Here is a 13,579-nt window from a genome sequence, read left to right as displayed (position 1 = left end):
CGCCATCAACGAGTAGTCGTCCGTCCAAGTCACGTCTGCAGGGAACGACAGAGGGGCGGGTCCTCGCGCCCGCCCCATCCTCGTCCCGCCAAGGTTTCAGGTCATGAACGGTCAGAATATTCGCATCCGCCTCAAGGCGTTCGATCATCGGATTCTCGATGCCTCGACCCGCGAGATCGTCTCGACGGCCAAGCGCACCGGCGCCACCATTCGTGGTCCGATCCCGCTGCCGACGCATATCGAGAAGTTCACCGTCAACCGCTCGCCCCACATCGACAAGAAGTCGCGCGAGCAGTTCGAGATGCGCACCCACAAGCGCGTCCTCGATATCGTCGATCCGACGCCGCAGACCGTGGACGCGCTGATGAAGCTCGACCTCGCCGCCGGCGTGGACGTGGAGATCAAGCTCTAAGTCCCGCGGGGATTTAGAGCTTACCGTAAATCGCGCGAGGGGAGACACCTATGCGCTCAGGCGTCATCGCACAGAAGGTCGGCATGACCCGCATCTTTACGGATGCAGGCGAACATGTCCCGGTCACGGTGCTTAAAATCGATCAATGCCAGGTGGTTGCCCACCGTACCGTCGAGAAGAACGGCTACGTCGCCCTTCAGGTCGGCGTCGGTAAGGCCAAGGTGAAGAACGTGTCGGCCGCCGAGCGCGGCCGGTTCGCCGTCGCCAAGGTCGAGCCGAAGCAGAAGCTCGCCGAGTTCCGCGTGTCGGAAGACAAGCTGATCCCGGTCGGCGCCGAGATCACCGCCGACCACTTCATCCCGGGCCAGTTCGTCGACGTGACGGGCACCACCACGGGTAAGGGCTTCGCCGGCGGTATGAAGCGCTGGAACTTCGGCGGTCTGCGCGCCACCCACGGCGTGTCCGTGTCGCACCGCTCAATCGGTTCGACCGGCGGCCGTCAGGACCCCGGCAAGACCTTCAAGAACAAGAAGATGCCCGGTCACATGGGTGTCGATCGGGTCACCACGCAGAACCTGCGCGTCGTCCGCACGGACGTCGAGCGCGGCCTGATCCTGGTCGAAGGTGCGGTTCCCGGCGTCGCCGGCGGCTGGATCCAGATCCGCGACGCGGTGAAGCGCAAGCTCCCCGCGGACGTTCCGCAGCCTGGCAAGTTCCGTGAGTTGGGTGCCTCCGCCCTCGCCTCCGACGCCCCGGCTCCCGAGGCTCCCGCTTCCGAGGAGAACGCGTGATGAAGCTCGATATCACCACCCTCGACGGCGCCGGAGCCGGCTCCGTCGACCTCGACGAGACCATCTTCGGTCTCGAGCCCCGTGTGGACCTGCTCCAGCGCATGGTGCGTTGGCAGCTCGCCAAACGTCAGGCCGGCACCCACGCGGTCAAGAACCGCTCGGACGTGAATCGGACGCGCAAGAAGCTGTACAAGCAGAAGGGCACCGGTAACGCCCGTCACGGCGCCGCTTCCGCTCCGCAGTTCCGCGGCGGTGGACGCGCCTTCGGTCCGGTCGTGCGCAGCCACGCCCACGATCTGCCGAAGAAGGTCCGCGCCCTCGCGCTCAAGCACGCCCTTTCGGCGAAGGTGAAGGATTCGACCCTCATCGTCATCGACGACGTTAAGCTCGCCGACGGTAAGACCAAGGGCTTGGTCGAGCGCTTCGAGAAGATGGGTCTGTCCAGCGCCCTGATCATCAGCGGCTCTGAGGTCGACGTGAACTTCGGTCGCGCCGCCCGGAACATTCCGCAGATCGACGTGCTTCCGATTCAGGGCATCAACGTCTACGACATCCTGCGCCGCGACAAGCTCGTGCTGACGCGCGCGGCGATCGATGCGCTGGAGGCGCGTTTCAAATGAGTGCCGATCCGCGCCACTACGACATCATCGTCTCCCCCGTGATTACGGAGAAGGCGACGAACCTCACCGAGCAGAACAAGGTCGTTTTCCGGGTTGCCCCGAAGGCGACGAAGCCGCAGATCAAGGAAGCGGTGGAGAAGCTGTTCGACGTCAAGGTCACGGCGGTGAACACCCTCGTGACCAAGGGCAAGAAGAAAATCTTCCGCGGGCTTCGCGGACAGCGTTCGGACGTGAAGAAAGCGATCGTGACCCTCGCCGAGGGTGAGACGATCGATGTCACGACCGGCCTCTGAGACAAGTCGGGTTAAGGATCACCACCGATGGCCTTGAAGACATTCAAACCGGTCACGCCGAGCCTTCGCCAGCTCGTGCTCGTCGACCGCCGTGAGCTCTACAAGGGCAAGCCGGTCAAGAAGCTCACCGAGGGCAAGTCGTCGTCCGGCGGCCGTAACAACCTCGGCCGCATCACCGTCCGTTTCCGTGGCGGCGGTCACAAGCGCACCCTGCGCAACGTCGATTTCAAGCGGCGTATGCAGATGGGCGTGAGCGCCACCGTCGAGCGGATCGAATACGATCCGAACCGCACGGCGTTCATCGCGCTGATCACCTTCCCGGACGGGACGCAGAGCTACATCATCGCGCCCCAGCGTCTGTCGCCGGGTGACAAGGTGATCGCGGCCGAGCAGGTCGACATCAAGCCGGGCAACGCCGGTCCCGTTGGCAACATGCCTGTCGGCACCATCGTGCACAACGTCGAGCTCAAGATCGGCAAGGGTGGTGCCATCGCACGCTCCGCCGGCAATTACGCTCAGATCGTCGGGCGCGATCAGGGTTACGTGACCCTGCGCCTGAACTCGGGCGAGCAGCGCCTGGTCCACGGTCAGTGCTTCGCCAGCGTCGGCGCGGTGTCGAACCCGGACCACATGAACATCTCGCTCGGCAAAGCGGGTCGTAACCGCTGGCTCGGCAAGCGCCCGCACGTCCGCGGTGTCGCCATGAACCCGGTCGATCACCCGCACGGCGGCGGTGAAGGACGGACCTCGGGCGGCCGTAACCCGGTCACGCCGTGGGGCGTTCCCACCAAGGGGAAGAAGACCCGCTCGAACAAGCGGACCGACGTCTTCATCCTGTCCAGCCGTCACAACCGCAAGAAGTAACCATCATGGCACGCTCGCTCTGGAAGGGGCCGTTCATCGACGGCTACCTCCTCAAGAAGGCTGAGACCGCACGCGGATCCAGCCGCAACGAAGTTATCAAGATCTGGAGCCGTCGCTCCACGATCCTGCCGCAGTTCGTTGGGCTCACCTTCGGTGTGCACAACGGGCAGAAGCACATCCCGGTCTACGTGTCCGAGGAAATGGTCGGCCACAAGTTCGGCGAGTTCTCGCCGACCCGCACCTTCCACGGTCACGCGGCCGACAAGAAGTCGAAGAGGCGCTGATCATGGGCAAGCCCGCCACTCCCCGCGCGCTCCCCGAGAACGAGGCTCAGGCCGTCGCGCGCATGCTGCGCGTCAGCCCCCAGAAGCTCAATCTCGTCGCGCAGCTCATTCGCGGCAAGAAGGTCGAGTCGGCCCTCGCCGACCTCGAATTCTCCCGCAAGCGGATCGCCCGCGAGGTCAAGAAGTGCCTCGAGAGCGCCATCGCCAACGCCGAGAACAACCACAACCTCGACGTCGATGATCTCATCGTCGCCCAGGCGTTCGTCGGAAAGGCCCTCGTGCTCAAGCGTTTCCACGCTCGTGCCCGTGGCCGCGGCGCCCGCATCCTGAAGCCCTTCGCGAACCTCACCATCGTGGTGCGCGAAGTCCCGACCGCCGAAGCGGCGTGAGGAGGACCTGATGGGCCAGAAAGTCAATCCGATCGGTCTGCGGCTCGGTATCAACCGGACCTGGGACTCCCGCTGGTTCGCCCAGAAGGGTGAATACGCCAAGCTCATGCATGAGGACGTCGCCATCCGCGCCGCCCTTACGAAGCAGCTCAAGCAGGCCGCCGTCTCGAAGATCGTGATCGAGCGTCCGCACCGGAAGTGCCGCGTCACTATCCACTCGGGTCGTCCGGGCGTGGTGATCGGCAAGAAGGGCGCGGACATCGAGAAGCTGCGCAAGCTCGTCGGCACCCTCACCAAGGCCGATGTGACGATCAACATCGTCGAGGTGCGCAAGCCCGAGATCGACGCCACCTTGGTGGCCGATTCGATCGCCCAGCAGCTCGAGCGTCGCGTCGCCTTCCGTCGCGCGATGAAGCGTGCCGTGCAGTCGGCCATGCGTCTCGGTGCCGAAGGCATCCGGATCAACTGCTCCGGTCGTCTCGGCGGTGCCGAGATCGCCCGTCAGGAGTGGTACCGCGAGGGCCGCGTGCCCCTGCATACCCTGCGCGCCGACGTCGATTACGGTGTCGCAACCGCCTTCACGACCTACGGGACGTGCGGAATCAAGGTCTGGGTGTTCAAGGGCGAGATCCTCGAGCACGATCCCATGGCCCAGGATAAGAAGGCGCAGGAAGAGGGTGGCCGTTCGGGCGGCCGTCGCGAGCGCGATGGTGAGGGTGGCCGCGAGCGCGGCCGGCGCGAACACGCCTAACGGCGCGTTCGTGACCCCGTCACCCTAGAGAGGTGTTGAGAGGCTGCCATGTTGCAACCCAAGAAGACCAGGTTCCGTAAGCAGTTCAAGGGTCGCATCCACGGTGCGGCCAAGGGCGGCTTCGACCTCAACTTCGGGACCTTCGGCCTGAAGGCCGTCGAGCCCGAGCGCATCACCGCGCGCCAGATCGAGGCGGCCCGCCGCGCGATCACCCGCGAGATGAAGCGTCAGGGCCGCGTCTGGATCCGGATCTTCCCGGATGTTCCGGTCACGGCCAAGCCCACCGAGGTCCGCATGGGCTCCGGTAAGGGTGCTCCCGAGTTCTGGGCTGCCCGCGTGCATCCTGGTCGTATCATGTTCGAAGTCGACGGCGTGGCCGAGGACGTCGCGAAGGAGGCCCTGCGCCTCGGCGCGGCCAAACTCCCGATCCGCACGCGCGTCGTTCAGCGCATCGCTGACTGAGGGGAGGGGATCATGAAGTCGTCACAGAGACAGTCGGATCTCGCCGCCCTGTCGCCCGATCAGCTGAGCGACGAGCTGCTGAGCCTGAAGAAGGAGCAGTTCAACCTCCGCTTCCAGGGCGCCACCGGCCAGTTGGAAAACGTCGCGCGCGTCCGCGAAGTCCGTCGCGATATCGCCCGCGTCCGTACGCTCCAGCGTCAGAAGACGCTGAAGTCCGCGCAGGCTTGAGGAGACCATCATGCCGAAGCGCGTATTGCAGGGCGTCGTCGTCAGCGACAAGGGCGAGAAGACTATCGTCGTGAAGGTGGAGCGTCGCTTCACCCACCCGGTGATGAAGAAGACCGTTCGTCGTTCCAAGAACTACCACGCCCACGACGAAGCCAACGTCGCCAAGGTCGGTCAGACCGTGTCGATCGAGGAGTGCCGTCCTTTCTCGAAGACCAAGACTTGGCAGCTCGTCACGGGCACCGGTTCTGAGGCTCCCGCCGCCGAGGCGTGAGCCGCCCCTTCGGGTTTTCTAAAAAAAAACGGGCGCAGGATCCTGCGCCCGTTTTTTTGTGTTCGCTCGACGCGTTGCGGTCGCATCCCGGGTGCCCGGACAGGCGCTGCCGGTCCTCACTTGCATGCGAGCTCTAGTAGACCGCATGAGGATCGTGGAACCCATGTCGGGGCTCCAGGGATTGAGCGCACCTGAGGACCGGGCCGATTTCCGGTCAGCAGGATGCATCCTGAGCGCAAGATCGAACTTTCTGAGTTTGAGGGTTCTTCCCCGCCGTTGCGCGGCCTCAAACGAGCGCTTTGCCCTTGCACATCGGGGCGTCCCGTTGTAGTGGGCATTCCTTCGCGACAGTTGAGAAGGGTGTTCGCACCTTTCGAACGCGGTGACCGCGCCGGTGTTTCACCACACCGATTGCGCGGTTCGTCATATGAGCCGGGGACATCAGATCCCCGTCAGGCGTCGTCCGCCGGACAATACCGTCCGTGTGCGGAAACCCGCCTGAAACAAAGAAAGGTCACTGCCCGTGATCCAGATGCAGACGAATCTGGACGTCGCCGACAACTCTGGTGCGCGCCGCGTGATGTGCATCAAGGTTCTGGGCGGGTCGAAGCGTAAATACGCCGGTGTCGGCGACATCATCGTTGTCTCGGTCAAGGAAGCGATTCCCCGGGGCCGCGTGAAGAAGGGCGACGTCATGAAGGCGGTCGTCGTTCGGACGGCGAAGGAAGTGAAGCGTCCCGATGGTTCGGTGATCCGCTTCGACAAGAATGCCGCCGTTCTGATCAACAATCAGAAAGAGCCGATCGGCACCCGCATCTTCGGACCGGTGCCGCGCGAACTCCGCGCCCGCAACCACATGAAGATCATCTCGCTCGCGCCGGAGGTGCTGTGATGGCCGCCAAGGTCAAGAAAGGCGACACGGTCGTCGTCCTCACCGGTCGTGACAAGGGTCGCTCCGGCGAGGTCACCCAGGTGCTTCCCAAGGAAGACCGCGCCTTCGTGCGTGGTATCAACCTGGTGAAGAAGCACCAGAAGCAGACGCAGAACCAGGAAGGCGGCATCGTCTCCAAGGAAGCTGCGATCCACCTCTCCAATCTGGCGTTGCAGGACGCCAACGGTAAGCCGACTCGCGTGGGTTTCCGCATCCTCGAAGACGGCCGCAAGGTTCGCTTCGCCAAGACCACGGGGGACCAGATCGATGGCTGACGCTAACCAGGACAACTACGTCCCCCGCCTTCGCAAGCACTATGACGAGGTCGTTCGTCAGAAGCTCATCGAGGAGTTCGGCTACAAGAACCCCATGCAGGTTCCGGTCATCGAGAAGATCGTGATCAACATGGGCGTCGGTGAGTCCACCGCCGACTCGAAGAAGGCTTCCATCGCCGCCGGCGACCTCGCCCTCATCGCCGGCCAGAAGCCGGTCATCACCAAGGCCCGCAAGGCCATCGCGACCTTCAAGGTCCGCGAGGGCATGCCGATCGGCTGCAAGGTGACCCTGCGCCGCCAGCGCATGTACGAGTTCATGGACCGCCTGATCACGATCGCGCTGCCCCGCGTGCGTGACTTCCGCGGCCTGAACCCGCGCTCGTTCGACGGCAACGGCAACTACGCCCTCGGGCTCAAGGAGCACCTCGTGTTCCCGGAGATCTCGTACGACAAGGTCGATTCGACCTGGGGCATGGACATCGTCATTCAGACGACGGCCCGCACCGACGCCGAGGCGCGCGCGCTCCTCACGCAGTTCCGATTCCCGTTCCGGCAGTGAGGCCCCGCTAGGGCTTCAGACGCGGACACCGGAGAGAGACATGGCAAAGAAAAGCTCGATCGAGAAGAACAAGCACCGCGAAGCGCTGGTGAAGCTGTACGCCCCCAAGCGTAAGGCCCTGCTGGCCACCGCCAACGACCAGTCCCTCGAGATGGAGGAGCGCTTCGAGGCGCGCCTCAAGCTCGCGGAGCTGCCCCGCAACTCGTCGCCCACCCGCATCCGCAACCGCTGCGGCATGACCGGCCGGCCCCGCGCCTTCTATCGCAAGATGGGCATCTCGCGCATCGCGCTGCGCGAACTCGGCAACCAGGGTCTCATCCCCGGTCTCGTCAAGTCGAGCTGGTAAGGAGCCACCACCATGGTTAACGATCCCGTGGGTGATATGCTCACCCGCATCCGCAATGGTCAGCAGCGCCGCCGCAACGTCGTTCAGACGCCCGGTTCGCGCCTGCGCGCCAGCGTCCTCGACGTGCTGAAGTCCGAGGGCTACATCCGCGACTATGCGACGACGGATTACGGCAACGGCCGTACCGAATTCGCTATCGAGCTGAAGTACTACGACGGCCAGCCCGTCATTCGCTCGATCCAGCGCGTGTCGAAGCCCGGCCGCCGCGTCTACTCGTCGGTCGGCGAGCTGCCGCGCGTCGCCGACGGTCTCGGCGTTACCATCGTGTCCACCCCGCAGGGCGTCATGGCCGACCACGAGGCGCGCGAGCGCAACGTCGGCGGCGAAGTGCTCTGCAAGGTGTTCTGATCCTGGACTTGGAGGAATAAGGCGATGTCTCGCGTAGGCAAGAAGCCCGTTCCCGTCCCGTCCGGTGTGACGGCCACGGTGACCGGTCAGACGGTTAAGATGAAGGGCTCAAAGGGCGAGCTCCAGTACGTCGTTCCCAACGTGGTCGACGTAAAGTTCGAGGACGGCGCCGTCTCGGTGCAGCCCAAGAACCAGACCAAGGAGGCCCGCTCGCTTTGGGGCACCTCCCGCGCTCAGGTGGCGAACCTCGTCGAGGGCGTCTCCAAGGGCTTCGAGAAGAAGCTCGAGATCACCGGCGTGGGTTACCGCGCCGCGATGGCCGGCAAGGCACTCAAGCTCTCGCTCGGCTACAGCCACGACATCGAGTACGAGATCCCCGCGGGGATCACGATCGCGGTGCCGAAGCCCACCGAGATCGTCATCTCCGGCATCGACCGGCAGGTGGTCGGCCAGGTGGCCGCCGAGATCCGTGACTATCGCGGTCCCGAGCCTTACAAGGGCAAGGGCGTGAAGTACGCGGGCGAGTTCATCTTCCGTAAGGAAGGCAAGAAGAAGTAAGGGCCGGCCAACATGTCACGCAAAATCGATGCACTCAGCCGCCGCAAGGCGCGTGTGCGCCGCGCGCTGCGGGCGGCGGCCAACGGGCGGCCCCGGCTCTCGGTGTTCCGCTCTTCCAAGCAGATCTACGTTCAGGTCATCGACGACGCGCAGGGCAAGACCCTCGCTTCGGCTTCGTCCCTCGACAAGGATGTGCGCAGCGATCTCAAGACCGGCGCCGACGTGGCGGCGGCTCAGGTCGTCGGCAAGCTCGTCGCCGAGCGAGCCAAAGCGGCCGGTGTCACCCAGGTGATCTTCGATCGCTCGGGCTACCTTTACCACGGGCGCGTCAAGGCGCTCGCCGACGCCGCTCGCGAGGGTGGCCTCGAATTCTAAGCCTTTCCCTGAGGGGAGCTGCCGGTCCCTGCGACCGGCGGTGGCACGATCCAATTTGGCGGGGGAGGGCGGGTTCGTCCCGTCCTCCGGACCGAAACAGTCAAGCGAGCGGGCCCGCCACCCGCGCCAGTGAGATGGAAGATCAGTATGGCACGTGAACGTGAAGGCGGTGGCCGCGGCCGTCGCGAAGAGCGCGAGGAGCGCGACAGCGAGTTCGTGGACAAGCTCGTCCACATCAATCGCGTCGCCAAGGTGGTGAAGGGTGGCCGTCGCTTCGGCTTTGCCGCCCTCGTCGTCGTCGGCGATCAGAAGGGCCGCGTCGGCTTCGGCCACGGTAAGGCTCGCGAAGTGCCGGAAGCCATTCGCAAGGCCACGGAAGCCGCAAAGCGCGGTCTCGTTCGCGTTGCGCTGCGCGAGGGTCGTACCCTGCACCACGACGTCCACGGACGTCACGGCGCCGGCAAGGTGATCCTGCGCGCCGCCCCCCAGGGTACCGGCATCATCGCCGGCGGCCCGATGCGTGCCGTTTTCGAGACTTTGGGCATGCAGGACGTCGTTGCGAAGTCGCTCGGCTCCTCGAACCCGTACAACCTCGTGCGCGCCACCTTTGACGCGCTGAAGAACGAAGACAGCCCGCGCGCCGTCGCGGCCCGTCGCGGTCTCAAGGTTTCGGCGCTTCAGGCTCGTCGCCGCGATGCCGATCCGTCCGACCTGTCCGAAGCAGCTGTGGCTTAAGGGAGGGTCCGATGGCACAGAAGACCGTCCGTATCGAGCAGATCGGTTCGCCGATCCGCCGCGAGGGTGACCAGCGCGCAACGCTGATCGGCCTTAAGCTCAACAAGCTGCATCGGGTTTCCGAGCTGGAGGATACCCCCTCCGTGCGCGGCATGATCCGCAAGGTGCAGCACCTCGTGCGCGTCCTTGGCGACGCGGCCTGAGGGAGGGCATCATGAAACTGAACGAACTCCACGACAACGCCGGCGCAACCAAGAACCGGATGCGCGTCGGCCGGGGCATCGGCTCCGGCAAGGGCAAGACTGCCGGACGCGGCGTGAAGGGTCAGAAGGCCCGCACCGGCGTCTCGATCAAGGGCTTCGAGGGCGGTCAGATGCCGCTGCATCGCCGCCTGCCCAAGCGCGGCTTCAACAATCTGTACTCTACGGACCTCAACGAGGTGAACCTCGGCCGTGTGCAGCAGGCGATCGATGCCGGTCGCCTCGAGGCCGGTGCGACCGTGACCATCGAGACCCTGATCGCGGCCGGCGTCTGCGCCCGTGCCCGCGACGGCGTCAAGCTCCTCGGCGTCGGTGAGCTGACCGCCAAGGTGTCCTTCGAGGTGACGCGCGCCTCCAAGTCGGCCGTCGAGGCTGTTGAGAAGGTCGGCGGCACCGTCACCGTTACCTACGGCGATGGCGTCTCCACCCGTGGCAAGCCCGCTCGCGTGGTTGCGTAGCCTCGCGTCCGACTTTAAGTCGAACCTCTGAGCGGCGGCCCGTGCGACCTCGCGCGTGGCCGCCGTTCTCGTTTATCGGGGAGCTCTCCGTCGCGGAGATCTCTGCGCTCCCGTAAAAATTCGATCTCAGGAACCGGTGCCATGGCCTCAGCCGCCGAGCAGCTAGCCGCGAACCTCAACTTCGGGGCCATCGCCAAGGCCGACGAGCTCAAGAAGCGGATCTGGTTCACCCTGGGTGCGCTGATCGTCTTCCGGCTCGGCACATATATTCCGATTCCCGGCATCGACCCGGAGCAGTTCGCGCGGAATTTCCAGCAGCAGGCCGGCGGTGTGCTGGGGCTGTTCAACATGTTCTCCGGCGGTGCCGTCGAGCGCATGGCGATCTTCGCCCTCAACATCATGCCGTACATCTCGGCCTCGATCATCATTCAGCTCCTCACCTCGGTGATCCCGAGCCTTGAGGCCCTGAAGAAGGAAGGCGAGTCCGGCCGCAAGGTCATCAATCAGTACACCCGTTACCTCACGGTGGTGCTCGCCCTGGTGCAGAGCTGGGGCATCGCCTTCGGCCTTCAAAGCTCGAGCGCGGCCATTGAGCCCGGGCCGTTCTTCATTCTCTCCACCGTGATCACCCTGACCGGCGGCACACTGTTCCTCATGTGGATCGGTGAGCAGATCACCTCGCGCGGCATCGGCAACGGATCGTCGCTCATCATTTTCGCCGGCATCGTTGCGCATCTTCCGGTCGCCATCGTCGGCGCATTGGAACTCAGCCGCACGGGCGCGCTGTCGTCGGCCGTGATTCTCGGCATGGGTGTCGCCGCCGTCGCCCTGGTGTACTTCATCGTGTTCATGGAGCGCGCCCAACGCCGACTCCTGATCAATTACCCGAAGCGCCAGGTCGGCAATAAGATGTACGAGGGCCAGACCTCGTTCCTGCCTTTGAAGCTCAACACCGCCGGCGTCATTCCGCCGATCTTCGCCTCGTCGCTGTTGCTCCTGCCCGCCACCGTGGCGAGCTTCTCGGCCAACAACGGCGGCACCGGCATCCTGGCGACGATCACGACCTACATCGGCCACGGCCGGCCGCTCTACATGGTGCTCTATGCGGCGCTGATCATCTTCTTTGCGTTCTTCTACACCGCGGTGGTGTTCAACCCGGAAGAGACCGCCGACAACCTCAAGAAGCATGGCGGATTCATCCCGGGTATTCGGCCCGGTGAGCGCACCGCCGCCTTCATCGACAAGGTGCTGACCCGCATCACCCTCATCGGCGCAGTGTATTTGACCTTCGTCTGTCTGGTGCCGGAAATCCTGGCATCGTACTCTTCGGCGAGTATCGGGTTCGGCGGCACCTCGCTCCTCATCGTCGTATCGGTGACGATGGACACGGTGGCGCAGATCCACGGTCACCTGATGGCGCATCAATACGAAGGCCTCGTCAAGAAGGCCAAGCTGCGCGGCGCCACCCGGCGCCGCTGACACTGGACCGACCGGCCGACGAGTCTCGGCGCCCCAATCCGGGCCGCCGGCCCCCAGAAGAACGGACCTGAGGAAACGACGCCATGCGGATCATTCTGCTCGGACCGCCGGGAGCGGGTAAGGGAACCCAATCCACCCGCATCGTCGAACGGTTCGGCATTCCGCAGCTCTCGACCGGCGACATGCTGCGTGCCGCCGTGGCCGCCGAGACACCCGTCGGCCTACAGGCCAAGGCGATCATGGAAAGCGGCGGCCTCGTTCCCAACGAGGTGGTCGTCGGGATCGTGGCCGACCGGATCGAGGAGCCCGACGCCCGCAACGGCTTCATCCTCGATGGCTTTCCCCGCACCGTCGAGCAGGCTGCCGCCCTCGACCGGATGCTCGAGGAAAAGAAGCTGAAGCTCGATACCGTTGTTGAGCTCGCCGTGGACGAGGACGCCCTGGTCGGGCGCATCGCCAAGCGTGCCTCGGAAACCGCGGCCCGTGGCGAGCCCGTGCGTAAGGACGATACGCCCGAGGTTTTCAAGACTCGTCTTGAAGCATACCGCACGCAGACGGCACCGCTCTCGGCCTACTACGCGAGCCTCGGCATGTTGGAGACCCTCGACGGCATGAAGCCCATCGACGTCGTGACCGGGGAACTCATGGCGACCCTGGAGCGGCACGTCGAGACGGCCACGTCCTGAGCCCGATCGAAACCTTGCAATCGAGTTGACAGATTGACCGGTCCGCGCTAGTGGGCCGGTCTTCGTTCACGCGAACAGGGTCCAGGCCGCCTCGTCGAGGCTGCCTCGGGCCGATTTGTCGTTTTGAACGGTACGCAGGGGCCGGTCTCCACCGGACGCGTATCATGACAACCCGGGCCGGACCGATCGGGTCCGTCAGCCCAGATGGAGAAGACCTTGGCTCGTATCGCTGGCGTTAACATCCCGACCAACAAGCGCGTCGTCATCGCGCTTCAGTACATCCACGGCATCGGCCCCAAGAAGGCCGGCGAGATCGCCGAGAAGGTCGGCATTCCCGCCGAGCGCCGCGTGAACCAGCTCACCGATGCCGAGGTGCTCTCGATCCGTGAGACCATCGATCGCGATTACCTCGTCGAGGGTGATCTGCGTCGTGAAGTCTCGATGAACATCAAGCGCCTAATGGATCTGGGCTGCTACCGTGGCCTGCGCCACCGCCGCAACCTGCCGGTCCGTGGTCAGCGCACGCACACCAATGCGCGCACCCGCAAGGGCAAGTCCAAGCCGATCGCCGGCAAGAAGAAGTAAATTTTCTGCATTCGGGAGGCCGTGCTTCGTTTGGCCTCCCACCGTCGTTCCGGGTGTCCCGCTTCGGGGCCCGGCGTGAAGGCGACCGCATCCAAGGACACGGCGCCAAATCCCGAAAAGAATCCCGAGCGCCTGGCATGACGGGCGCGTTTGAAGGACGAGAGAACAGATGGCCAAGGAAGCAACTCGCATTCGCCGCCGCGAACGCAAGAACATCGTTTCGGGCGTCGCGCACGTGAACGCGTCGTTCAACAACACGATGATCACCATCACGGACGCCCAGGGCAACACCATTTCGTGGTCGTCCGCCGGCGCCATGGGCTTTAAGGGTTCGCGTAAGTCGACCCCTTACGCCGCCCAGGTCGCCGCCGAGGACGCGGCCCGCAAGGCTGCCGAGCACGGCATGCGGACCCTTGAGGTCGAGGTGTCGGGCCCCGGTTCCGGCCGCGAATCCGCTCTGCGCGCCCTTCAGGCTGCTGGTTTTACGGTAACGTCGATCCGCGACGTGACGTCGATCCCGCACAACGGGTGCCGTCCGCGCAAGCGTCGTCGCGTCTAA

At 64.7% G+C, this 13,579-nt stretch carries 25 protein-coding genes; all 25 read left to right on the top strand.

Annotated features, from left to right (window positions below; translation table 11 throughout):
- Positions 1-103: 103 nt before the first annotated feature.
- The 25 genes from rpsJ (at position 104) to rpsK (ending at position 13,579) form a co-directional block, all read left to right on the top strand.
- On the top strand, positions 104-412 hold the full coding sequence (rpsJ, locus tag MFF01_RS14865; protein ID WP_018044230.1) for a 30S ribosomal protein S10: 309 nt from the start codon (positions 104-106) through the stop codon (positions 410-412).
- Between the two features lie 50 nt (positions 413-462).
- The gene (gene rplC / locus MFF01_RS14860) at positions 463-1,203 is read left to right on the top strand and encodes a 50S ribosomal protein L3 (protein ID WP_238226630.1); all 741 of its coding nucleotides are present in this window, start codon (positions 463-465) and stop codon (positions 1,201-1,203) included.
- On the top strand, positions 1,203-1,823 hold the full coding sequence (gene rplD, locus MFF01_RS14855) for a 50S ribosomal protein L4 (protein WP_238226628.1): 621 nt from the start codon (positions 1,203-1,205) through the stop codon (positions 1,821-1,823). Before rplC ends, rplD begins: the two co-directional genes overlap by 1 nt.
- Positions 1,820-2,116: a 50S ribosomal protein L23 gene (locus tag MFF01_RS14850; RefSeq protein ID WP_091974121.1), complete on the top strand. Its 297-nt coding sequence runs from the start codon at positions 1,820-1,822 to the stop codon at positions 2,114-2,116. Before rplD ends, MFF01_RS14850 begins: the two co-directional genes overlap by 4 nt.
- A 27-nt stretch (positions 2,117-2,143) precedes the next feature.
- Positions 2,144-2,980 carry a 50S ribosomal protein L2 gene (gene rplB, locus MFF01_RS14845; protein WP_238226626.1) on the top strand — a complete coding sequence of 279 codons (837 nt, stop codon included), beginning with the start codon at positions 2,144-2,146 and terminating at the stop codon, positions 2,978-2,980.
- Between the two features lie 5 nt (positions 2,981-2,985).
- On the top strand, positions 2,986-3,264 hold the full coding sequence (gene rpsS / locus MFF01_RS14840) for a 30S ribosomal protein S19 (RefSeq protein ID WP_056091583.1): 279 nt from the start codon (positions 2,986-2,988) through the stop codon (positions 3,262-3,264).
- 2 nt (positions 3,265-3,266) lie between these two features.
- Positions 3,267-3,653, top strand: coding sequence for a 50S ribosomal protein L22 (rplV, locus tag MFF01_RS14835; RefSeq protein ID WP_056091586.1), 387 nt, complete (start codon positions 3,267-3,269; stop codon positions 3,651-3,653).
- A 10-nt stretch (positions 3,654-3,663) separates the two neighbouring features.
- Positions 3,664-4,404 carry a 30S ribosomal protein S3 gene (gene rpsC / locus MFF01_RS14830; protein WP_238226624.1) on the top strand — a complete coding sequence of 247 codons (741 nt, stop codon included), beginning with the start codon at positions 3,664-3,666 and terminating at the stop codon, positions 4,402-4,404.
- Between the two features lie 48 nt (positions 4,405-4,452).
- Positions 4,453-4,866 carry a 50S ribosomal protein L16 gene (gene rplP / locus MFF01_RS14825; protein ID WP_055949287.1) on the top strand — a complete coding sequence of 138 codons (414 nt, stop codon included), beginning with the start codon at positions 4,453-4,455 and terminating at the stop codon, positions 4,864-4,866.
- 12 nt (positions 4,867-4,878) lie between these two features.
- The gene (gene rpmC / locus MFF01_RS14820) at positions 4,879-5,094 is read left to right on the top strand and encodes a 50S ribosomal protein L29 (RefSeq protein ID WP_238226622.1); all 216 of its coding nucleotides are present in this window, start codon (positions 4,879-4,881) and stop codon (positions 5,092-5,094) included.
- 10 nt (positions 5,095-5,104) lie between these two features.
- Positions 5,105-5,365 (top strand): 30S ribosomal protein S17, encoded by a 261-nt coding sequence (gene rpsQ, locus MFF01_RS14815; protein WP_091974130.1) that lies wholly within the window; start codon positions 5,105-5,107, stop codon positions 5,363-5,365.
- A gap of 523 nt (positions 5,366-5,888) precedes the next feature.
- Complete coding sequence (gene rplN, locus MFF01_RS14810; RefSeq protein WP_055949294.1) at positions 5,889-6,257, top strand: 50S ribosomal protein L14; 369 nt, start codon at positions 5,889-5,891, stop codon at positions 6,255-6,257.
- Positions 6,257-6,571: a 50S ribosomal protein L24 gene (rplX, locus tag MFF01_RS14805; protein WP_238226620.1), complete on the top strand. Its 315-nt coding sequence runs from the start codon at positions 6,257-6,259 to the stop codon at positions 6,569-6,571. The genes rplN and rplX overlap by 1 nt, the downstream gene beginning before the upstream one ends.
- Entirely contained in the window at positions 6,564-7,130 is a 567-nt protein-coding gene (gene rplE / locus MFF01_RS14800) for a 50S ribosomal protein L5 (protein WP_238226618.1), read from the top strand. The genes rplX and rplE overlap by 8 nt, the downstream gene beginning before the upstream one ends.
- 40 nt (positions 7,131-7,170) lie before the next feature.
- Positions 7,171-7,476 carry a 30S ribosomal protein S14 gene (gene rpsN, locus MFF01_RS14795; protein WP_091974136.1) on the top strand — a complete coding sequence of 102 codons (306 nt, stop codon included), beginning with the start codon at positions 7,171-7,173 and terminating at the stop codon, positions 7,474-7,476.
- A 12-nt stretch (positions 7,477-7,488) separates the two neighbouring features.
- Positions 7,489-7,884, top strand: coding sequence for a 30S ribosomal protein S8 (gene rpsH / locus MFF01_RS14790; protein ID WP_055881679.1), 396 nt, complete (start codon positions 7,489-7,491; stop codon positions 7,882-7,884).
- A gap of 24 nt (positions 7,885-7,908) precedes the next feature.
- Positions 7,909-8,442, top strand: coding sequence for a 50S ribosomal protein L6 (rplF, locus tag MFF01_RS14785; protein ID WP_055949306.1), 534 nt, complete (start codon positions 7,909-7,911; stop codon positions 8,440-8,442).
- 12 nt (positions 8,443-8,454) lie between these two features.
- Positions 8,455-8,817, top strand: a complete 363-nt coding sequence (rplR, locus tag MFF01_RS14780; protein WP_238226616.1) for a 50S ribosomal protein L18 — start codon at positions 8,455-8,457, stop codon at positions 8,815-8,817.
- A 147-nt stretch (positions 8,818-8,964) separates the two neighbouring features.
- Positions 8,965-9,552 carry a 30S ribosomal protein S5 gene (gene rpsE, locus MFF01_RS14775; RefSeq protein ID WP_091974138.1) on the top strand — a complete coding sequence of 196 codons (588 nt, stop codon included), beginning with the start codon at positions 8,965-8,967 and terminating at the stop codon, positions 9,550-9,552.
- A gap of 11 nt (positions 9,553-9,563) precedes the next feature.
- Positions 9,564-9,755: a 50S ribosomal protein L30 gene (rpmD, locus tag MFF01_RS14770; RefSeq protein ID WP_056091618.1), complete on the top strand. Its 192-nt coding sequence runs from the start codon at positions 9,564-9,566 to the stop codon at positions 9,753-9,755.
- A gap of 11 nt (positions 9,756-9,766) precedes the next feature.
- The gene (gene rplO, locus MFF01_RS14765) at positions 9,767-10,270 is read left to right on the top strand and encodes a 50S ribosomal protein L15 (protein WP_238226614.1); all 504 of its coding nucleotides are present in this window, start codon (positions 9,767-9,769) and stop codon (positions 10,268-10,270) included.
- 141 nt (positions 10,271-10,411) lie between these two features.
- Complete coding sequence (gene secY / locus MFF01_RS14760) at positions 10,412-11,749, top strand: preprotein translocase subunit SecY (protein WP_238226612.1); 1,338 nt, start codon at positions 10,412-10,414, stop codon at positions 11,747-11,749.
- 83 nt (positions 11,750-11,832) lie between these two features.
- Positions 11,833-12,435 carry an adenylate kinase gene (locus MFF01_RS14755; protein ID WP_238226610.1) on the top strand — a complete coding sequence of 201 codons (603 nt, stop codon included), beginning with the start codon at positions 11,833-11,835 and terminating at the stop codon, positions 12,433-12,435.
- 216 nt (positions 12,436-12,651) lie between these two features.
- Positions 12,652-13,020 carry a 30S ribosomal protein S13 gene (rpsM, locus tag MFF01_RS14750; RefSeq protein ID WP_091974213.1) on the top strand — a complete coding sequence of 123 codons (369 nt, stop codon included), beginning with the start codon at positions 12,652-12,654 and terminating at the stop codon, positions 13,018-13,020.
- Between the two features lie 169 nt (positions 13,021-13,189).
- Positions 13,190-13,579, top strand: a complete 390-nt coding sequence (gene rpsK / locus MFF01_RS14745; RefSeq protein WP_238226608.1) for a 30S ribosomal protein S11 — start codon at positions 13,190-13,192, stop codon at positions 13,577-13,579.

Origin of the sequence: Methylobacterium adhaesivum (genome assembly GCF_022179065.1) — a bacterium.
GTDB lineage: Bacteria > Pseudomonadota > Alphaproteobacteria > Rhizobiales > Beijerinckiaceae > Methylobacterium > Methylobacterium adhaesivum.
This window is presented reverse-complemented; position numbering and strand designations above follow the sequence as displayed.